This window comes from Capnocytophaga granulosa ATCC 51502 (assembly GCF_000411115.1).
In the GTDB taxonomy this organism is placed as follows: domain Bacteria; phylum Bacteroidota; class Bacteroidia; order Flavobacteriales; family Flavobacteriaceae; genus Capnocytophaga; species Capnocytophaga granulosa.
On the sequence record NZ_KE150257.1, the window covers coordinates 126,487 to 145,077 of the forward strand.

At 41.4% G+C, this 18,591-nt stretch carries 23 protein-coding genes and 1 pseudogene; 20 read left to right on the forward strand and 4 right to left on the reverse strand.

Annotated features, from left to right (window positions below):
• Nucleotides 1-5: 5 nt before the first annotated feature.
• On the forward strand, nt 6-482 hold the full coding sequence (rplQ, locus tag HMPREF9331_RS10695; RefSeq protein WP_009642314.1) for a 50S ribosomal protein L17: 477 nt from the start codon (nt 6-8) through the stop codon (nt 480-482).
• A 54-nt stretch (nt 483-536) separates the two neighbouring features.
• Here rplQ and HMPREF9331_RS10700 read toward each other — a convergent pair whose 3' ends face one another.
• The 3 genes from HMPREF9331_RS10700 to HMPREF9331_RS10705 form a co-directional block, all read right to left on the reverse strand.
• A complete protein-coding gene (locus HMPREF9331_RS10700) occupies nt 537-1,379 on the reverse strand; it encodes a hypothetical protein (protein ID WP_040357465.1) in 843 nt (280 codons plus the stop codon).
• Nucleotides 1,380-1,487: 108 nt separating this feature from the next.
• A complete protein-coding gene (locus HMPREF9331_RS13220; protein WP_016420936.1) occupies nt 1,488-2,018 on the reverse strand; it encodes a hypothetical protein in 531 nt (176 codons plus the stop codon).
• Between the two features lie 12 nt (nt 2,019-2,030).
• Complete coding sequence (locus HMPREF9331_RS10705; RefSeq protein ID WP_016420937.1) at nt 2,031-2,621, reverse strand: membrane lipoprotein lipid attachment site-containing protein; 591 nt, start codon at nt 2,619-2,621, stop codon at nt 2,031-2,033.
• Nucleotides 2,622-2,771: 150 nt separating this feature from the next.
• On the opposite strand from HMPREF9331_RS10705, the gene HMPREF9331_RS10710 reads away from it, so the two are divergent.
• The 19 genes and pseudogenes from HMPREF9331_RS10710 to HMPREF9331_RS10795 all read left to right on the forward strand — a co-directional run bounded on the left by HMPREF9331_RS10710 (nt 2,772) and on the right by HMPREF9331_RS10795 (nt 17,486).
• A complete protein-coding gene (locus HMPREF9331_RS10710; RefSeq protein ID WP_016420938.1) occupies nt 2,772-3,140 on the forward strand; it encodes a helix-turn-helix domain-containing protein in 369 nt (122 codons plus the stop codon).
• 25 nt (nt 3,141-3,165) lie between these two features.
• Nucleotides 3,166-3,375, forward strand: coding sequence for a hypothetical protein (locus tag HMPREF9331_RS10715; RefSeq protein ID WP_016420939.1), 210 nt, complete (start codon nt 3,166-3,168; stop codon nt 3,373-3,375).
• Nucleotides 3,363-3,647 carry a virulence protein gene (locus HMPREF9331_RS10720; RefSeq protein ID WP_016420940.1) on the forward strand — a complete coding sequence of 95 codons (285 nt, stop codon included), beginning with the start codon at nt 3,363-3,365 and terminating at the stop codon, nt 3,645-3,647. The genes HMPREF9331_RS10715 and HMPREF9331_RS10720 overlap by 13 nt, the downstream gene beginning before the upstream one ends.
• Before the next feature lie 69 nt (nt 3,648-3,716).
• A complete protein-coding gene (locus tag HMPREF9331_RS10725) occupies nt 3,717-4,535 on the forward strand; it encodes a purine-nucleoside phosphorylase (RefSeq protein WP_009642361.1) in 819 nt (272 codons plus the stop codon).
• A 267-nt stretch (nt 4,536-4,802) separates the two neighbouring features.
• Nucleotides 4,803-5,408 (forward strand): HmuY family protein, encoded by a 606-nt coding sequence (locus HMPREF9331_RS10730; protein ID WP_016420941.1) that lies wholly within the window; start codon nt 4,803-4,805, stop codon nt 5,406-5,408.
• Between the two features lie 160 nt (nt 5,409-5,568).
• Nucleotides 5,569-6,805 (forward strand): annotated as a pseudogene (locus HMPREF9331_RS13555) (HmuY family protein).
• Nucleotides 6,806-6,817: 12 nt separating this feature from the next.
• Nucleotides 6,818-7,456, forward strand: a complete 639-nt coding sequence (locus HMPREF9331_RS10740; RefSeq protein WP_016420944.1) for an HmuY family protein — start codon at nt 6,818-6,820, stop codon at nt 7,454-7,456.
• Between the two features lie 91 nt (nt 7,457-7,547).
• A complete protein-coding gene (locus HMPREF9331_RS10745) occupies nt 7,548-9,698 on the forward strand; it encodes a TonB-dependent receptor (protein ID WP_016420945.1) in 2,151 nt (716 codons plus the stop codon).
• Between the two features lie 14 nt (nt 9,699-9,712).
• Nucleotides 9,713-10,033, forward strand: a complete 321-nt coding sequence (locus tag HMPREF9331_RS10750) for a DUF4286 family protein (RefSeq protein ID WP_016420946.1) — start codon at nt 9,713-9,715, stop codon at nt 10,031-10,033.
• A 225-nt stretch (nt 10,034-10,258) separates the two neighbouring features.
• Entirely contained in the window at nt 10,259-10,510 is a 252-nt protein-coding gene (locus HMPREF9331_RS10755; RefSeq protein WP_009642311.1) for a type B 50S ribosomal protein L31, read from the forward strand.
• A gap of 168 nt (nt 10,511-10,678) precedes the next feature.
• Nucleotides 10,679-10,801 carry a hypothetical protein gene (locus HMPREF9331_RS13470; protein ID WP_016420947.1) on the forward strand — a complete coding sequence of 41 codons (123 nt, stop codon included), beginning with the start codon at nt 10,679-10,681 and terminating at the stop codon, nt 10,799-10,801.
• A 24-nt stretch (nt 10,802-10,825) separates the two neighbouring features.
• Nucleotides 10,826-11,056: a WG repeat-containing protein gene (locus tag HMPREF9331_RS13380; RefSeq protein WP_262482233.1), complete on the forward strand. Its 231-nt coding sequence runs from the start codon at nt 10,826-10,828 to the stop codon at nt 11,054-11,056.
• A gap of 103 nt (nt 11,057-11,159) precedes the next feature.
• Entirely contained in the window at nt 11,160-12,650 is a 1,491-nt protein-coding gene (locus HMPREF9331_RS10765) for a cellulose synthase family protein (protein ID WP_016420949.1), read from the forward strand.
• Between the two features lie 108 nt (nt 12,651-12,758).
• Nucleotides 12,759-13,499 (forward strand): electron transfer flavoprotein subunit beta/FixA family protein, encoded by a 741-nt coding sequence (locus HMPREF9331_RS10770; RefSeq protein ID WP_016420950.1) that lies wholly within the window; start codon nt 12,759-12,761, stop codon nt 13,497-13,499.
• A 9-nt stretch (nt 13,500-13,508) separates the two neighbouring features.
• On the forward strand, nt 13,509-14,435 hold the full coding sequence (locus tag HMPREF9331_RS10775) for an electron transfer flavoprotein subunit alpha/FixB family protein (RefSeq protein ID WP_016420951.1): 927 nt from the start codon (nt 13,509-13,511) through the stop codon (nt 14,433-14,435).
• Between the two features lie 12 nt (nt 14,436-14,447).
• Nucleotides 14,448-15,188, forward strand: a complete 741-nt coding sequence (locus tag HMPREF9331_RS10780) for a rhomboid family intramembrane serine protease (protein ID WP_016420952.1) — start codon at nt 14,448-14,450, stop codon at nt 15,186-15,188.
• Nucleotides 15,189-15,199: 11 nt separating this feature from the next.
• On the forward strand, nt 15,200-16,000 hold the full coding sequence (locus HMPREF9331_RS10785) for a rhomboid family intramembrane serine protease (RefSeq protein WP_016420953.1): 801 nt from the start codon (nt 15,200-15,202) through the stop codon (nt 15,998-16,000).
• Nucleotides 16,001-16,006: 6 nt separating this feature from the next.
• The gene (locus tag HMPREF9331_RS10790; RefSeq protein WP_016420954.1) at nt 16,007-16,945 is read left to right on the forward strand and encodes a bifunctional riboflavin kinase/FAD synthetase; all 939 of its coding nucleotides are present in this window, start codon (nt 16,007-16,009) and stop codon (nt 16,943-16,945) included.
• 34 nt (nt 16,946-16,979) lie between these two features.
• A complete protein-coding gene (locus tag HMPREF9331_RS10795; protein ID WP_016420955.1) occupies nt 16,980-17,486 on the forward strand; it encodes a hypothetical protein in 507 nt (168 codons plus the stop codon).
• Between the two features lie 189 nt (nt 17,487-17,675).
• Here the strand turns inward: HMPREF9331_RS10795 and HMPREF9331_RS10800 are convergent, their stop codons facing one another.
• Nucleotides 17,676-18,500 (reverse strand): SAM hydrolase/SAM-dependent halogenase family protein, encoded by an 825-nt coding sequence (locus HMPREF9331_RS10800; RefSeq protein ID WP_051113226.1) that lies wholly within the window; start codon nt 18,498-18,500, stop codon nt 17,676-17,678.
• Nucleotides 18,501-18,591 lie beyond the last annotated feature (91 nt).

Genomic DNA, 18,591 nt, shown 5'->3' on the forward strand with positions numbered 1-18,591 from the left:
CGAAAATGAGACACGGAGATAAAATAAATAACTTAGGAAGAACCGCCGCTCATAGAAAATCTATGTTGGCGAATATGGCTTGCTCCCTGATACAACACAAGCGTATCAACACTACCTTGGCTAAAGCCAAAGCCTTGAAAGTGTTTGTAGAGCCTTTGATTACCAAATCAAAAGAAGACACTACTCACAACCGTCGTGTAGTATTCAGCCGCTTGCATAACAAATATGCCGTTACAGAGCTTTTCAGAGACATCTCAGTAAAAGTAGCCAACCGCCCAGGAGGATACACTCGTATTATCAAGTTGGGTAACCGTTTGGGTGACAACGCTGAAATGGCACTTATCGAGCTAGTAGATTACAACACTACTTACGATGTGAAAGCAGGTAAGAAGAAGAAATCCACTCGTAGAAGCCGCGGAGGCAAAAAGGCAGAACAAGCTGCCGCCCCTCAAGCACAAGAAGAAACTACTTCTGAAGCATAAAACAAAAAACCGCTCCACAAAGGGGCGGTTTTTTTAATAGATATGTTTGGAAAACTAGTCTATTCCGAAAAGATTGAAATTCATATTGGAGCCATTTAAAGCAACAGCATACTCACCTGCTTGGTCTATGTTCAATTCTATTAAGAAAGAGGAATCCTTATAAGGATAAGCCTTGAAAGGCAAAAAATCAATTTCATTACTTTTTACCCCTCCAAAAGTATGCCCTTCAGAAACGACTACAGAGCGGTCTTTTCTACCTTGGTCGAGCTTAAACACTTCTATAATCTCATTGGGATTTGCCTGATTGTTTATAACCTTGGCAATTAGCAGTACCTTACCTTTCTTTATACGCAAAGGAGAACTTTTCCCCTTCACATATTGTCGGGTTTTGGTAGAGCCTATGCCTACAATAAATACCCCCGCATCGGAGTTAGTACGAATAGCTACTTTTTGGTTTTCTAAAGCAGCTAACACATTTCCATTATCATCTATTAGTGATACAGAGCCTACATAGTTAGGTTCAGGGGTATTAAAAGTGTAGGGAGAGCTACCGTAGTTTGCGGCCGATAGGTTTCCTTGTCCCTTCCTACCCATGGAGGCATTATAGGCCTCTAATAAGGCGTTGGCTTGGTCGTTGTAGTTATTATTACTACTTTGGTTATTAGCAGCCTCAAATTTCTGTACTCTACCCGATTTGAATTTGATTTGGGCGATTTGAGCAGTGGGGAGCTTGTTAATCACCGTTTCTTTATCATAGGTAAATACAACTTCGCTATCGCTCACTTCTTTGACATTAGCCTTGATTTTTTCTCCATTTCTCAAAGAAATCATATCTTGGCTATAGGCAGAAGCTACAGAAGCCAAAGTAAAAAGCATTGTTTTTGCTATTTTTTTCATAGGTGAATGATTGAGTTTTGATGAGGGCAAAAATACACTCTTTTCTATTATATTCCAAGGAAAATAGTTGTTTTTAACAAGAGTAGGAAATAAAATGGTGTAGAGACTTTATCCTTTGCTGATATATTTAATAGTTCTATTAACTTCTTTGTAGCGTTTTATATCTTTAAACAACATTATGGGGGTAATAATAAGACCAATAAAGAAAGATAAAGTTACTCTAATGGAGACGTATAGAATCCAGCCTATTAAAGCAAGAAACCAACCTATAAGAAGCCAGCCAATAAAGAAGGATACTACAAACGAAACAGGAGGCATAACGGAGTTTAAAGCTCGCCATCCATATTGAATACTTATAGATATAATAAATACACATATAATCATGGCAGGCAACATTATCAAGTAGATTAGAAAATCCTTAGGTAACATTTCAAAGTTAAGAAGAGTGAATAAGACTGCAATGGCAATAGAGATACCCCATCTCGTTGCTATAGATGATTTTTCTGTATAAAGACGCTTTAGATTGCAAGAATCACAAATGAAGATGTTATATTTATTAGAACATTCGCTACAAAGTCCTTTACCACAATCTATACAAGTAGCTACTGCTGGTTGATCAGTATGATTATAACAGTTCATGATATAAGGGGATTAATATTCTTCTATATCGTAGTCACTAATATCTTCTACTTTCCAACCTTTCTCTTCGAGTTTTCTAAAGGCTAAAGCTCTTTCTACGAGATTCTCTTTAATTCTATCTTGAGTTTCTAAATTTTCTAAAACAAAAAAAGGAGTCTTTTCTATTTTGAAAGAGACAAGGGCTCTTGCGCTATTCTGTTCAGGGATAACATGAAGTTCATCTACTCTATCAAGAGTAGCAGAATAGGTTTTCATAATATATTGTTTGTATTTACCATCATCCTCAATTCTTAATAGATATTGTTTCCCCTTATCTGTAAGTTGAATAGAATAGAGAGGAGCATCGTATCTACTTATTCCTTTATCAACCATCTCTATCATCCCTTCTTCTTTAAGTTTTTTATAAGGTTTAAGTTTTTCTTTTACTATAAAGTCATGCCCAATAAACTCCACTTCGTCACCTATTTTTATAGATTCTTCTCCCTGAATAGGTTCTTTTTTGAGCGCTTCTTGGATTAATTTTTCCGCCTTAGAGGAGGTAAGTTTGTCGGAACAGGCACCTAAAAGGAGCGCAATAGTCAAAAATACTAAAAATTTTTTCATGTAATTGAATTATTTAAGTTGTTAATAATGAGTTAGATACAAAGTTTTTCTTTCTTTGTAGAATTATTCTACAAAAATAATATGAAAAAAATCAGCTGTTTATGCCGAAAATAGATATTTTTACCCTATTTTTGCATGAAAATACAAGAGATGAACGAAATAGTAGGCGAGAAAATCAAGAACCTCCGCAAAAGTAGAAACCTTTCCCAAGAGGAAGTGGCGGAGTTCTTACATGTGTCCCAATCTACTTATGCATGTATAGAAAGCGGTGCAAGTAACTCATGGGCGGGCTATATCCTGCCCATCTGCGAATTCTTTGGAATACAACCCGAAGAACTCCTCAAAACCGACCATATCGTCATCAATAACAATAATACTTCTTGCCAATATAGCGGAGGTTATGTGGTTAATCAACTCTCGGATAAACTGATAGAGCAGTATGAAAAACGCTTGGCTGAGAAAGATAGCCTTATCGCCTACCTACAAAAGGAACTGGAGGAATTGAAAACTCAAAGATAAAAACTTAAAACTAAATCGTATGACAATGAAAACTGATTTTAAATTAGGACAACGTGTATGGGTTTCTCCACAACTTACAGGCAAAGCCGATTGGGTGGAGGCAACAATCACAGAGGTAGAGCACAATCCTTTTGTAGGCATCGTTATTGAAGTAAAAACAGATGCAGGTGAGCTTTTTTTTGAAAAAGAAGATATGTTTAAACCTTTAGAAGCATTGGAGTTATGTATGCTATAGCTTTTGATCTCATCATATCAGAACTTAAAAAGCATTATAAAGACCCTTATCACAATGCTTATACAGAAGTTAAGAGGACACTCAAAAAAAATGATTTCTATTGGATACAAGGAAGTACCTATGCAACTAAGGGAGATTTGAGAACACTCTTTAGGGCTATACAGAGTTTAAAGAAACTACAATGGTTTTGTCTCTCTGTAAGAGATATACGTGCTTTTAAGATAGAGGATTACTCAGACTTTACTGAGGAATTTCAAGAAACTACAAAATGAGGAAAATTTAAAACTATTTTGCAAAATCCCTAAAAATGCTGTATCTTTGTGGCTTAAAATCTTTATATTATGTACACAAAATACGAGCAGACGGCTCATTATATCCGACAATTTATCACCGAGGGCACTCCAGAGTTTGCCATTATACTCGGTTCAGGCCTTTCTTCTTTGCAGGACGAGATAGCTCCTATTGTAGAAATCCCTTATGCTGGGATTCCAAACTTCCCCCAATCTACTGTGGAAGGACATGGTAACAAGCTCATATATGGTACTTTAGGAGGAAAGTATGTCCTACTGATGAGCGGCCGCTTTCACTACTATGAGGGCTACCCTATGGCAGAGGTAACCTTTCCTATCCGTATCTTCCATCTCTTAGGCATCAAGAAATTGATCGTCTCCAATGCCTCAGGAGGCGTTAATCCCAACTTCTCCGTAGGGGATATTATGCTTATTCGTGATCATATCAATATGTTCCCAGAACACCCCTTGCGAGGTAAGAACTTAGAAAAGTTTGGCACCCGCTTTCCCGATATGAGTCAGGCGTATGATCGCCAAATGATTGACTTGGCCGAGACTATTGCCATGGAGCAAGGTACCCAATTGCAGAAGGGCGTCTATGTAGGTTTGCAAGGCCCTACCTTTGAGACGCCATCAGAATATGGTATGGTACGAGCCATAGGAGGAGATGCAGTGGGAATGAGTACTGTGCCTGAGGTCATCGTAGCCCGTCATCAAGGAATGCGTGTTTTTGCGCTTTCTATCATCTCGGATTTGGGCGGTAAGGACATCTCCCCCAATGTATCCCATACCGAGGTACTCAATGCCGTAAATGCCGCTATGCCGAAGGTCTTGGCCTTGGTAAGAGAATTTGTCAAGAGAAGCAAGTAAAATAGTGACAAGTGACCAACGACCAATGACACTATGAATATATAGTCAATCATATTTAGAATGCGAATAAAATACGAATAAATAAGGCAAGGGGTTCATTCCTAATTTGCTCTCTTTCAAGGGCTAATTGCCATTAGCCCCTACACCTGCTCATGCTAATTTTTCGCAAACTATTTCTGTTTGACTATAATAACTAATGGCTAAAATTATTTTGTTTAAGTCTAAATAAAAACGTATCTTTGCTCATCATCACTAAATACTATAAAAATGAGAGCAAAATTCTTAATGCCTGCTTTGATAGCAGGGTTTGTCGTCCTTACCGCTTGTAGTAAAGACGAAAACAAAGAACAAACAAAAACTTCTACAACGGTGGTAGATGCCTCAGGGGCTGATTGGAAGTATTTCTCCTTTGCCAAAGGAAAGGAAATAGCTGTGGAAGACCCGACGACCTCTTTGGATTGGGATATCGCCTTCAATCGTTATTACGTAAAACTCAACGGGGGAGACTCTGGTAAGGGACAGGCTGAGGCTGTCAAGACAGACAAGCTTGTTTTGGAAGAAGTAAAGCAAGTACCTACTTCAGGGTATAGCAAAGATGCTCAAGGTACTATGCTATTGGGAATGCCTCCCAAACCTACCAAAGAATCTTTCTGTGAGCTTATCTCAGGAGGATTGAAGGGAGCTAATACAACGGGTTATGTAACTATTGATATGGTCAATATGGCCACTGGTAAGGGGGATATTTATGAAATAACTAAGTATGTATATGTAGTAAAGGCCGCTGATGGGACACCTTTTAAACTACAATTTACAGGTTATACAAGCGATAAAGGCAAAGGAGGCTACCCCGCCTTTAGTTATGCGAAGTTTTAGAGAGTAGTGGCTAGTGATTAGGTTGTATGTGTTAGTTATTGATTTTCAGCACTATATACACTAATCACTAGTCACTAATTACTAACGATTAAAATTATTTTGTTTTATTCTAAATAAAAACGTATCTTTGCACCCGCAAAACAATTAAAATTAGATTAAGATGAAATTAAAGTTTTTAGCTCCTGCGCTTTTGGCAGGATTCGTAGCCTTTACTTCTTGCAGTAAAGAGGATGACAAAAAACCGGAGCCAGCTCCAGCGCCTGCCCCTCAGGGTGCTAAGGAAGTAAAAGATTTAGATGCTTCTGATCAGCAAAAATGGGTTTATTTCTCTTTCACAGAAGGTACTGTTGTAGAGATTACTAACCCTAAAACTACCGATGATGATTGGGATATCGCTTTTAACCGCTATAATATCCGTACCAATGGTGGTGTATCAGGTAAGGGAGAGGCTGAAGTAGTTAATACCAACAGCAAAGATTTCGCTGCCGTAACCAAAGCTCCAGCAGAGGGATATGAGAAAGATAAGAAATTTACAGAAGTGGGACGTCCTGCGCCTGGACAAACACAACCTTCTATAACTGAAGTGGAAAAAAACCCTGTGATTTCAGGAACTGTGATGGTAGAAAATTCAAAAGGATGGTATAATTATAACCGTCCTAAACAAGGAGAAAACACTCCTCACTTTGATATTACCAAGTATGTATATGTAATTAAAACAGCCAAAGGCAATAAGTATGTGAAAATCCAATTGACAAGTTACACTAAGTCAGACCAACCTGATAAGAGTGGATTTATTACTTTCACTTATGATTTCTTAACTGAAAAAGAAGCAGCTAAGCCAGTAGAAAAAATAGCTTTGGATTTCGCAGGTAATGAAGCAAAAGAAGTACAACTTGATGCTACAGGAGATTGGAAATATTTCTCCCTAAAAAAATGGTGAAGTAACCCCTGCTACGCCTGCTGATGACCTTACATGGGATATTGCTTTCAAGGGATACTATGTAAAACTCAATGGAGGAACCTCTGGAAAAGGAAAAGCAGAAGTAGTAAAAGTAGAAGGAACTAATTTTGCTGAAATAGTAGAAGCACCTAAAGCTGGTTTTGCCAAAGATGCACAAGGAAAGATAAGCCAAGGTAATTACCCTAATATTACAAAAGTAGATGCATCTTTCTCTCAATATATGTCTGGAGGATTTGGAACAAAAACAGGCATCATAGGATTGGATCCTACAAAAGCGCCTAAAGTATTTACACCTACTAATTATATATATGTGCTTAAAACAGCTGATGGCACCTATGCAAAAGTGCAAGTGACTGACTATTACAAAGATAATGCTGATATCTCAGGAGGAACAGTTAAGCTAAAATACCAATTAAGCAAAACAGTAAGTGAATAAAACAGAAAAACCATGAAACTAAAGTCATTGTTCGCTACTTTGTTAGTAGGACTCCTTACCCTTACCTCTTGTAGTAAGGACGAAAAAGAGGAGAAGAGACCTTCCGGAGTAAAGCAGGAGAAGAACCTCAATGCAAGGCAAGAAAAATGGGTGTATTACTCATTTGAAAAAAATGCTATTGTAGAGGTTGCCGATCCACAAAATAGTCTGGATTGGGATATCGCTTTTTTTGCTTACTTTGCCAAGCTCAATGGTGGCGCATCAGGCAAAGGGAAAGCGGGAGTAGCTAAAGTCGCAGGAGATGATTTTTCAGCACCCATCGCTACCCTGCCCAGTGAATATATACAAGATGTCAAAGGGACTATGTCCTATGGGAATTATCCCAAACTAACAGAGAAGGAAGATACTTTTTCCACTTTTCTATCAGGAGGATTTGATACCAAGACAGGCTTTGTAAGCCTTAATCCAAATAATAGGCAATCCAATGGGGGAAAATGGCCAAGTGTATATGCCCCAACTAAGTTTGTCTATGTTATTAGAACTGCCAAAGGAGCTTATGCCAAGTTCCAAGTAACAGATTTCTATAATGATAAAGTACAAGCAAATTGTCCGTCTTTCCAATATATCCTTAGTGAGGATGGAAAATTCTAAAAGAACCTACTCTAAATGTTGATAATAGAATTGCTATACTTCTTTAGTCTTGTATAGCAATTCTTTTTGCTGCAATAATAATACCTTAATCATGTCAAGATTTCTTATATTTATAGGTCTTTTTCTCTTTGCTTGGGTGGTAAGAGGGCAGTATTCCTTTACAGGAACCATTACCGATTGCCAAACCCGTGAACCTCTTTCGGGAGCTACGGTGGAGCTGGTTGCCCTAAAAAAGACGGTACGCACCGATGCCGAAGGACAGTTTACCTTCCAAGACCTTCCCAAGGGAACACATCATTTTTATGTAACTCAAGATGACTACAAAGGACATTTCTTTAAGGTGTCTCTCAAAAGAAATGAAAAAAACTATATCTTTGCTCTCTGTAAGAACAGAGAAATAGAGGTGGGCGAGGTGGTAGTAACGGCTACCCGTACCGAACGCAATCTTAAGAATGTGCCCATCACGGTGCAAGTGGTTACCGCTCAAGAGATTCAAAAATCACAAGCGCCTGACTTTCAGTCTTTCTTGGAGAATGAGTTTTCTGGAATTAACTTTACCTACAACGGTGGTATGCCCAATATCAACATGATGGGCTTCGGAGGTAAGTATGTGCTCTTTCTCATGGATGGGGAGCGTATGGCAGGGGAGACCTTTGACAATATTGACTATGACCGTATTGATTTGGAAAACATTGAACGTATTGAGATTATCAAGGGTGCATCTTCTTCGCTCTATGGTTCCAATGCCTTGGGGGGAGTGATTAATATCATTACCAAAGATACCAAAAAGCCTTTGGAACTGAGCGCCAGTTACCTCTACAATACCAACAAAGACCACAAAACCAATCTTTCGGTGGGTACCAAACAGAAGTGGGGTAGCTTCCGCTTGTCCTCTTTCTATAATCTAAGGGAGCCTTATGTTCTTACTGATAAGGAGCCACTGAAGACTTATAAGAATGGTTCGGTGATTCTCTCTGAAAAAGGGGAACTGAATGTGGCTGGTTTTACCAACTATGGGGCAACGCCTAAGCTAAGTTTTGATCTCTCGCCTAAGTGGAATCTTTCCTTGGCACCCAGCTATTATTTTAGCGAACGCAATGCGGGGACAGAGAGTTCCAAAAAACTCAGAGATAGGTATTATAATTATACAGGGGCACTCAAGTCGGATTACAAAATCAGTGATAGTAAGACCCTAAGCCTTTCGGCCGCTTACGATCGCTATGACAAATATAAGTACTATGTACTGCTCAACGAAAAGGAAAAGAGCTATGAGAACTCTATTCTTAGGATAGGCGGACAGTATAACCAAATGCTCTATGACAAACATGCCTTGGTGGCAGGGGCAGAGGTCAATTCCGATGAGCTATTGAGCTTTCGCTTTACCAACTCAGGGGAGGAGGCCAAGAAGAACGCCCAAAACTATGCCGCTTTCACCCAGCAGGAATGGGCACTTTCCGATGCTTTTACCTTGGTTACAGGGATACGTATGGACTACCATTCTCTCTTTAAGGAATACCTCACTTATCGCCTTTCGGGTATGTTCAAGGTGGATGCCTTTACCCTGCGTGGGGGCTATTCCTCTGGCTTTCGCTCGCCTACGCTCAAGGAACTCTATACCAATTGGTTTCACCCATGGGGTGGAGGCTTCCAGATTATGGGGAACAAGAGCTTAAAGCCTGAGACGAGTAATAACTTTACCCTTTCGGTGGATTTCAATGCGAGAAAATGGAATATCACGGCCATGACTCAATATTCCAAGGTGAAAGATAAGATTGCTTACCGCTGGACACAGTCCAATGATACCATTCGTTATGTCAATTTCAAGGGTAATACGGACATCATAAGCTCGGAAATTTCAGCAACCTATCGTCCGAGTAAGTATTTTCGTCTGAAGGGGTCTCATGCCTACTATATCACCAGCAATAGTGAGTCCGATACACGTCCGCATACCCTCACCGCTAAGGTGGAGTATGTAGAGCAGTCCGAGCTGAAGTACTTGCCCAATATAATTCTCAGCGGTAAGTGGGTCAGTGGTTCGGACATCTACGAGGAAAAAGATACATTTACCCACTATGCCCCTTATAGTATATGGCGGTTGCAGCTCTCCAAAAAGCTCCCCTATCACTTTGTGGTCAATGCGGGAATAGATAACCTCTTTGACTATGTAACCCCGACAACGAGCTTTTATTCGAGTATAACCCCTGGTCGTACTTACTTTGTAGGGCTTAAGTGGAACTTATAAGAAACAATGCTATTATGAAGTATATTTACAATGTAACCTATCACATAGCCCCAGAGGTATCTGCTCAGTGGCAGGCTTGGATAGGTCAGCACATGCCGCAGTGGCTTGAGCAGAGCCAATTCTCTCAAGTGAAGCTCCTAAAAATACACATAGACCATCCTGACAGTGAAGCCTTTAGCCTGCAATATGAGACAGAGGACAGCAGTGTTGTCGCTCACTTTCAGTCTGCCTTGGAGCCTACCTATAGGCGCGCTCTATATGAGCAATTTGGAGAGAAAGTACTCTCCTTCGGGACACTACTCGAAGAATTAGCAGAAGTAAAAAGTAAAAGATAAAAAGTAAAAGGGGGCGTACACTTTAGTATGATTTTGGCTTTTCAGGTGTAATATATTGAATATCATACATTTGAACTGATAACCCTTTTGAGAGTTTACGTTAGTTGCTGACTATTAGTGATTAAACACTAGCAATGTTAATAAAAAAACGTATTTTTATTTGTCAATTCAAAAAAAAGTAGTAATTTTGCGCCCTGAAACGAACAGAAGAAATATTTAGACATCATGAAAAAAGAAATACATCCTGCAAATTATCGTTTGGTTGTTTTTAAGGATATGTCCAATGACGATATCTTCATCACTAAATCAACCATTGAAGCAAAAGAAACTATTGAAGTAGAAGGAGTAGAGTATCCATTGGTAAAATTGGAAATCTCTCGTACTTCACACCCTTATTATACAGGAAAAGCCAAACTTATAGATACCGCAGGACGTATAGATAAGTTCAAGAGCAAATATGCCAAATACCAAAAATAGTAAAGGTTTTTCATAATAAATAAGTTTTAAAATTATTTTGGCAGCTCCTTTCTTCGTAAGAAGGAAGGAGTCTGTTTTTTTGTAAAATGTATTGAAAAGTTAAATCTTTAGATAAGGCATCGTTGTTTGCAATAAAAGTTATACATTTGTCACATTAAACAGATAAAAATGAAATACACGCTTAGTTTTCTATTGTTTTTCTTGCTTTCTTCGCTGCATGCTCAGAATGAGCCATGGCGCAATAACTATAGGCAAGTGGATGATTTTCAAGATGGCTTGGCTGCTGTATAGCTTCATAACAAAAAATAGGGCTTTATCAATAAGAAAAACAAGCCTCTTACCTCCTTTGTGTATGATGATGCGCAGCCTTTTGAAGAAGGTCTTTCTGTGGTTACTAAGGATGATAAGAAAGGATTTGTAAATCCTCAAGGCAAAGAAATTGTTCCCTTAGTATATGAAAATGCCGAGAAATTTAGTGAAGGCTTAGCTGCTGTTAAGAAAGAGGGCAAATGTGTGGAAAATTGCCAAAACGCCCCTAAAGAATAGATCCCTTATGTCACAAACTTTTCTTTTTACAAAAAATAACATTTAACATTGTTTTGTTAGAAAAAATGCGTACTTTTGCCCCCTGATTTAAAACCACTTTCATATGGATTTAGGACTAATCATAACCTATACAGTAGTGGCTATCTATTGTTTAGCACTATTGCTGATCTTCTTTTATAGCCTTACGATACTGAACCTTTCGGTGAATTATCTAAAGAATAAGAAGCAGAACAGTGAAGCACCAAAATTCAATCTCTTGGATCCCAATGAGATTCCTTACGTGACGGTGCAGCTTCCCATCTATAATGAGAAGTATGTGGTACCTCGCCTCTTGGAAAATATTGCCAAGCTGGAGTACCCTAAGAACAAATTGGAAATCCAAGTTTTGGATGACTCTACCGATGATTCGGTAGCCGAGACAGCAAGCATCATAGAGCGCCTACAGAAAACAGGCCTCGATATAGTGCATATCCGTCGTGAAAACCGCGAAGGCTTTAAGGCAGGTGCCCTCAAGTATGGTACTGCTATTGCCAAAGGTGATTTCATTGCCATCTTCGATGCAGACTTCCTCCCTAAGCCTGATTGGCTCAAACAGACGGTTGTTTATTTCAAAGATGAAAAAATCGGAGTGGTACAGACCCGCTGGGGACACATCAACCGTAACTACTCCTTGCTCACCAAGATACAAGCTCTTGCCCTCGATACCCATTTTACTTTGGAACAAGTGGGACGCAATAGCAAAGGCCATTTTATCAACTTCAATGGTACGGCTGGTATCTGGAGAAAGAAAACCATCTTGGATGCAGGTAACTGGGAAGGGGATACCCTTACCGAGGACTTAGACCTTAGTTACCGTGCACAGTTGAAAAACTGGAAATTCAAGTACTTGGAAGATGTGGAAACCCCCGCTGAATTGCCAGTGGTTGTCTCTGCGGCACGCTCCCAACAGTTCCGCTGGAATAAGGGTGGGGCAGAGGTATTCCGCAAGTCGGTTCGCAATATCTTAGCCTCCAAGAATATCGGTTGGAAGACTAAGTTCCATGGGGTGATGCACCTGCTCAATAGCTCCATGTTCCTCTATGTATTTATCGTGGCGCTCCTAAGTGTACCGATGATGTACATCAAGGATGCTTATCCGCATCTCTCTTGGGTGTTCAAGCTCACCAGCTTCTTTATTGCCAGTACCATAATCCTCTTTAGCTGTTATTGGATTACTTATAAGAACATACAGGGCAAGACCTTTGACGACTTTATAGATTATGTAACTCTATTCTTGAGCTTCTTCTCTGTGGCTTTGGGCTTTTCATGGCACAATGTATCGGCCGTATTGCAGGGCTATTGGGGCAAGAAAACCGAATTTGTCCGCACCCCTAAGTTCAATATCAGCTCGCTGAAAGACTCTTGGAAAGGTAACAAATATGTAAATAACAAGATTTCACTCAATGTGATTTTTGAGTTCTTGCTTATGTGCTATTTCCTTTTTGGGCTCTATAGCGGTATCAAGCTCAATGACTTCGGGTTGTTCCCCTTCCACTTGATGCTTACCTTTGGCTTTGGCTTTGTGTTCTATAAGTCATTGGTTCCGAAATCGTAAGATAATGACTAATGACAAGTGACTAGTGACTAATAATCAGAGAACTATTAGTCACTAGTCATTAGTCATTAGTCACAAGTCATTAATTTTAAGTAAAAAAATATTTTCATGAAGATATTAGTATGTATCAATCAGGTGCCTGATACCACTTCACAGATAAATTTCACTGCTGACCATAAGGCTTTTGACCCTGCTGGAGTGCAGTTTATAATTAACCCCAGCGACGAGGCTGCTCTTATACGCGCCTTGCAGCTCAAGGAGGAGCAAGGCGCTCATATTACCTTGGTGCATGTGGGGCTTTCCGATAGCGAACCTGTCTTGCGCAAGGCCTTTGCTTATGGGGCAGACCAAATGATGCGTATCGATGCTACTGCTACCGATGGTTTCTTTGTAGCACAGCAGTTGGCCGCAGTGGCTAAGGGCTACGATGCTATTTTCTGCGGGCGCGAATCCTTGGATTACAACGGCGGTATGGTCGGCGGTATGTTGGCTGCTTTGCTTGATCTGAACTTTGTAGATGAGGTAACCGCTTTTTCTGTAGCGGGCGACAAGGCACAAATTAGCCGTATGATAGACGGCGGTAAGCAACTCTTGGAAGTGCCTCTACCAGTGGTCATAGCCGCTCAGAAAGAACTCATTCCCGAAGAGCAGATGCGTATCCCCAGTATGAAAGGCATCATGGCCGCTCGCAAGGCACCTTTGGAAGTACGCCCTGCGGTGGAGGCTACCACTCAGTTGGTGATTGACCACTTAGAAAAACCTGCTGAAAAAGCCCCTGTCAAGATGATTGCCCCTGATAACCTTGATGAGCTTATTGACGAACTACACAACAAGAGAAAACTATTTTAATCTCCCGACATGATATTAGTATATACCGAACATAACGAAGGACAATTTTCTAAGAAGACCTTGGAGGCGCTCTCCTATGCCAAGGCCATGTCCGACAAGGTGGTAGCCCTTGCTATCAATGCTGCCGATGTTACAGTATTGCAAACCTATGGAGCGGACAAGATCCTCTCGGTAAGCTCCGACCAGCTGAGAGACTTCTCTGTAAAGCACTATGTAGCACTGCTCTTGCAAGCCGCCGAGAAGGAACAAGCCACTACAATACTGCTACCCAGCTCCGCCAATACCCGCTATTTAGCTCCCGTATTGGCCGTGAAGTGGGGAGCGGCTTATCTCTCCAATGTAAGCTCTTTGCCTAAAGATGGAAAAGTACAGAAGGTAGTGTTTTCCTCCAAAGCCATTGCTTGGTTACCTTTGGAGCAGAAGCAGGTGATCACCTTGGCAGGTAATGCCACAGAGATAAAGCAAGCCCCCGTTCAGGCAGAAGTAGAAGCCTTTACTCCTGTCTTGTCAGAAGACACAATCAAGGTGGTGGGCACAGAGAAATTCACCAATAAGGTTTCTATAGACGATGCTTCCATAGTTGTTTCAGGGGGGCGTGGTATGCAGACTCCTGACAACTGGCATATAGTGGAAGACCTTGCCGATGCCTTAGGAGCAGCTACCGCTTGTACCAAACCCGTGTCCGACATGGGTTGGAGACCTCATAGCGAACATATAGGACAGACAGGCAAACCCCTTTCTTGCGATCTCTATATTGCTTTGGGCGTATCGGGAGCTATCCAGCATATTGCAGGGGTGAATGCCTCCAAAGTGAAAGTCGTGATCAACTCCGACCCCGAAGCGCCTTTCTTCAAGGCAGCTGACTATGGTATTGTGGGCGACCTCTTTGAGGTAGTACCACGCCTGACAGAGAAAATCAAGCAGTTACACTCCTAATCCTCATTGCCTATGATGAATATAACCAAGGCAGTCATGCACTTGATTATTGCCAATGTGCTGTTTTTTATCTTGGCAGTCTTTGTGCCTGTGATACAAGACAAGGCCGCGCTCTATTATTTTGAGAATCCAGAGTTCCACTGGTGGCAACTCTTCTCACACTTGTTCATGCACGGATCGATTCCACATCTGTTCTTTAACATGTTCGCCCTTTACTCCTTTGGAGCACCTTTGGAGAGTTATTTTGGCAGCAACCGCTTTGTGCTTTTCTACTTTGCTTGTGGACTAGGTGCAGGTTTGCTACATATGGGGGTAAACTATTATGAGTTTCACGCAGGGCTTGACCTCTTGCAAAGCAAAGGATTCGAAATGGAACAAGTACATGCGCTCTTGAAGAAAGGAATGTACGATACCCACTGGGAAGAGGTACTCTCCCCAGGAGATTTTAACGATATGATGTCCGCCTATATGACCCGTGCAGTAGGTGCTTCAGGGGCGATCTATGGGATATTGGTAGCCTTTGGTATGCTCTTTCCCAATGCCGAACTCATGCTTATGTTTTTGCCCATTCCTATCAAAGCAAAGTACTTTATCCCGATTCTAATAGCCTTGGATTTGTTCTCAGGAGTAACAGGCGTCTCTATCTTTGGCAGCAATATTGCTCATTTCGCCCATGTAGGAGGTGCATTGATCGGTTTTGTACTGATGAAGCTCTGGCAAAAACGCTCATTTGATGACCGCCGATTGTATTAAGATAACCGAGCATGAATAGAATACTGGCAAATATATGGGGGAGGCACTCCCTGAGTATCATCTATATACTGATGATAACCTATATAGGGGGATATATCATTCCCTTGCTCATTGCTTTTCTTTGGCAGATAGAAACCCCTTTTGTAAGGGATTATTTGGCGCTTTGGCAGCATGTGTCGCTTTTAGCCAAAAGACCTTGGACATGGCTCACCTACAGCTTTTTTCATGCGAGCTTTCTGCATAGTGTCTTCAATGCGATCATGCTCTATTTCGTGGGGGTCTTGTTTATGAACTTATTCACCCCCAAGCGTTTTTTAGCAGTTTATACAGGTGGGGTCGTGGCAGGCGGGCTGCTCTTTATGGTGCTCTATAGCCTATTGCCGGCCTTTGCTGGGCATGATGATTACCTCTTGGGTGCTTCGGCGGGGATTATGGCACCGCTGATATGCTTGGCTACCTATACGCCCTCTTATAAGATATACCTTTTTGGGGTCTTTTCCCTGCCCTTGTGGTCTATTGGGGCACTGATGGTACTAATAGATTTGGTCAGTATTCCCATAGGCAATGCAGGGGGACACATAGCTCATTTGGGGGGAGCGCTCATAGGTTTTCTCTATGCCTGCCATCTCAAGGGACGTTTCCCGCGCTTGTTGCCTAAGGGTAACACCAAGGCCAGCACTTCGGGTAAGTACCCCAACCAAGCCGCCGAAGAGCGCGTCAACACTATCTTAGATAAAATCTCCAAGAGTGGCTATGATAGCTTAACGACAGAGGAGAAGAAATTCCTATTCCTTGCCAGCAAAGAGGATTAATTAAGTATGCAACTGATCACTGATATAGCACATTTTCACCCCTCAAAGGAAAGTGTCCTGACCATAGGCACCTTTGACGGTATCCATGTAGGGCACCAGCGTATCATCGCTCAGGTGGTAGCTACAGCTAAAGCGCAAGGGCTCACCCCTACGCTGCTGACTTTCTTTCCGCACCCTCGTATGGTGCTTGATCCCTCCTCACCTATTGCACTGATCCAAACTATAGAGGAGCGTGCTCAGCTATTGGAATCTTATGGGATAGAGCAGCTGGTCATACAGCCCTTTAACAAGGAGTTTGCCGCTCTTTCTGCACAGGACTATGTGCAAAACTTATTGGTTGAGAAGCTCAGAGCACGGGTGGTGATCATCGGTTATGACCATCGTTTTGGCAAGGGACGAGCCGCAGGCATAGAGGAGCTTAAGGCCTTTGGGACACAATACCATTTCCAAGTGGAGGAAATCCCCGTACAGGAGGTAGATTCTTGCTCGGTCAGTTCCACTAAAATACGACACGCACTCACCGAAGGGGATATACAGACGGCTACCCACTACCTTGGTTATCCTTTTTCCTTGGCAGGCAAGGTGGTACATGGTCAAAAATTAGGACGTACCTTGGGCTATCCTACGGCCAACCTACAGGTGGAGAGTCCGTACAAAATCATTCCTAAGATAGGGGTTTATGCGGTGTATAGTATCATCGCAGGCAAAAAAGTCTATGGGATGCTTTCTATAGGTAAGAACCCTACTATAGAGGGCAAAGGTGAGAGTATAGAAGTACATTTCTTTGATTTTGAGGGAGACCTCTATGGGAGAGAAATACGCCTTTACTTTATAGATTTTATCCGCGACGAGATCAAGTTCGATTCCTTGGAGGCGCTCAAGGCACAACTGAAGAAGGACGAGGATAATTGTAAATTGTTAATTGTTAATTGTGTCAGTTACTAACCACTAACCACTAACCACTAATCACTAACCACTAATGAGAATACTCTTTTTCCTTTGTTTTGTCGCTACGACTTATGGACAAAAGTTGGATGAGCTCTATATCATCATAGACAAGCATTCCCAAGTAGATACGGTGGGGGTGATCTCCAAGGATATAGAGTACTCCATGTATCGTATCTATAAGAAAGATGAAGTCCGCCTTTCTGTACAGTTTTTGGTAGAAGATGGGTTGCTGAAGAAAAACTATGTCAAGGAAGACACGAAAGATTGGCCTTCGTATGAACTCTATTATATCAATGACAAGGGAGATAACCCAAGGCGATTGGTATATGAAGGGGATATGAAGAATTCTATTTTTTATAGTGATCTCTATGGAGCGAAGAACCCTTTGGAATTGCTCCAACTGCTCAAGGAGACTAAAGGCCTCTACCTCGTCCATAAAGACTATAAGCAGGACGGCTTCTATATAGCCAAGAAAATAACTTTAGAACCGAAGTTTAAGCTCTCAGTAAGTAGTGAAGAGGTGACCCCTGACTTCTAATCACAGACTTTGCCATTGTATAAAAGAACCTTATACTTCTATAGAAAAAAATAATAGAAAACTTGTTGCCTTTGAAAAAAAACCGCTGTATCTTTGCACCGTTAAAGAACGAGAAAAGATAAATTGTTTTTCATATATTAGATTTTGTGGTTAGAATTGGTAAAAGAGAGCGAAAGCTCTCTTTTATTTTTATATAAAGTCTATACTTACAGGATCTCCCACATGAATACCCATAAGGCTGGCGCTGCCCCCGAAGGATTTGGGATTGGCTTTGTCAATGGCCATCTCCAAATACTTTAGGTGGTTGAAGACTAAGAACGGATTGCCGGCAGAGAGCCCATCTTCCTTTTGGTTGTATTGGCTACAGATCTCCTCTACGGAAGAGTTATCTACACTTTGGTAGCGGAAATACACGTTAAAGCGGCGTCCCTTGGCTTCTTCTCTTAGAAGTGCCTCGGTGATATTGGACACTACATTGCCGAAATGGTCTATATAAATTACGCTGCCTTCTATCCTTTGAGCACGTACCTTAGGGATAAAGTTGCTAATATATAGGTGTTCGCTATAGGGAGTACCCAATACTGCTACAGGTGTCCCTTGGCAGAGCCTCTGAGCTATCTTGGTGGAAAATGCCAAGGTGGGGAAGATAGAACGCCTATCCTCCAAATTCAGCAAATAGACCTCTGCTCCCTTCTTATTGCGGGTGAAAAGGGCGATAAAACCATTGTCAGCGGTGATAAAGTATTGCCCTTCATATACCAAGAGCAAGAGGCCTCGCTCGGCGGAGAGTTCATTATTGACCCCCATAATATGGATTGTTCCTTCGGGGAAATGACGATAAGCCCCCTGTAGCAGGTAAGCCGCTTCGGTGATACTATAGCGATCTACTTGGTGGGATATATCTACAATACGTGCCTTAGGGATAAGGCCGTAGAGCTGCCCTTTGAGAGCTCCCACGCTGTAGTCCTGCTCTCCGAAATCTGTGGTGAGGGTAATGATATTGATATTGTCCATAGCTTCGTTTGCTCGTACAAATGTAAGAAAAAACTGCCAATTGGCCACTATATTTCCAATTTCTTTTTATCTTTGCCCCTTAGGAACTCTT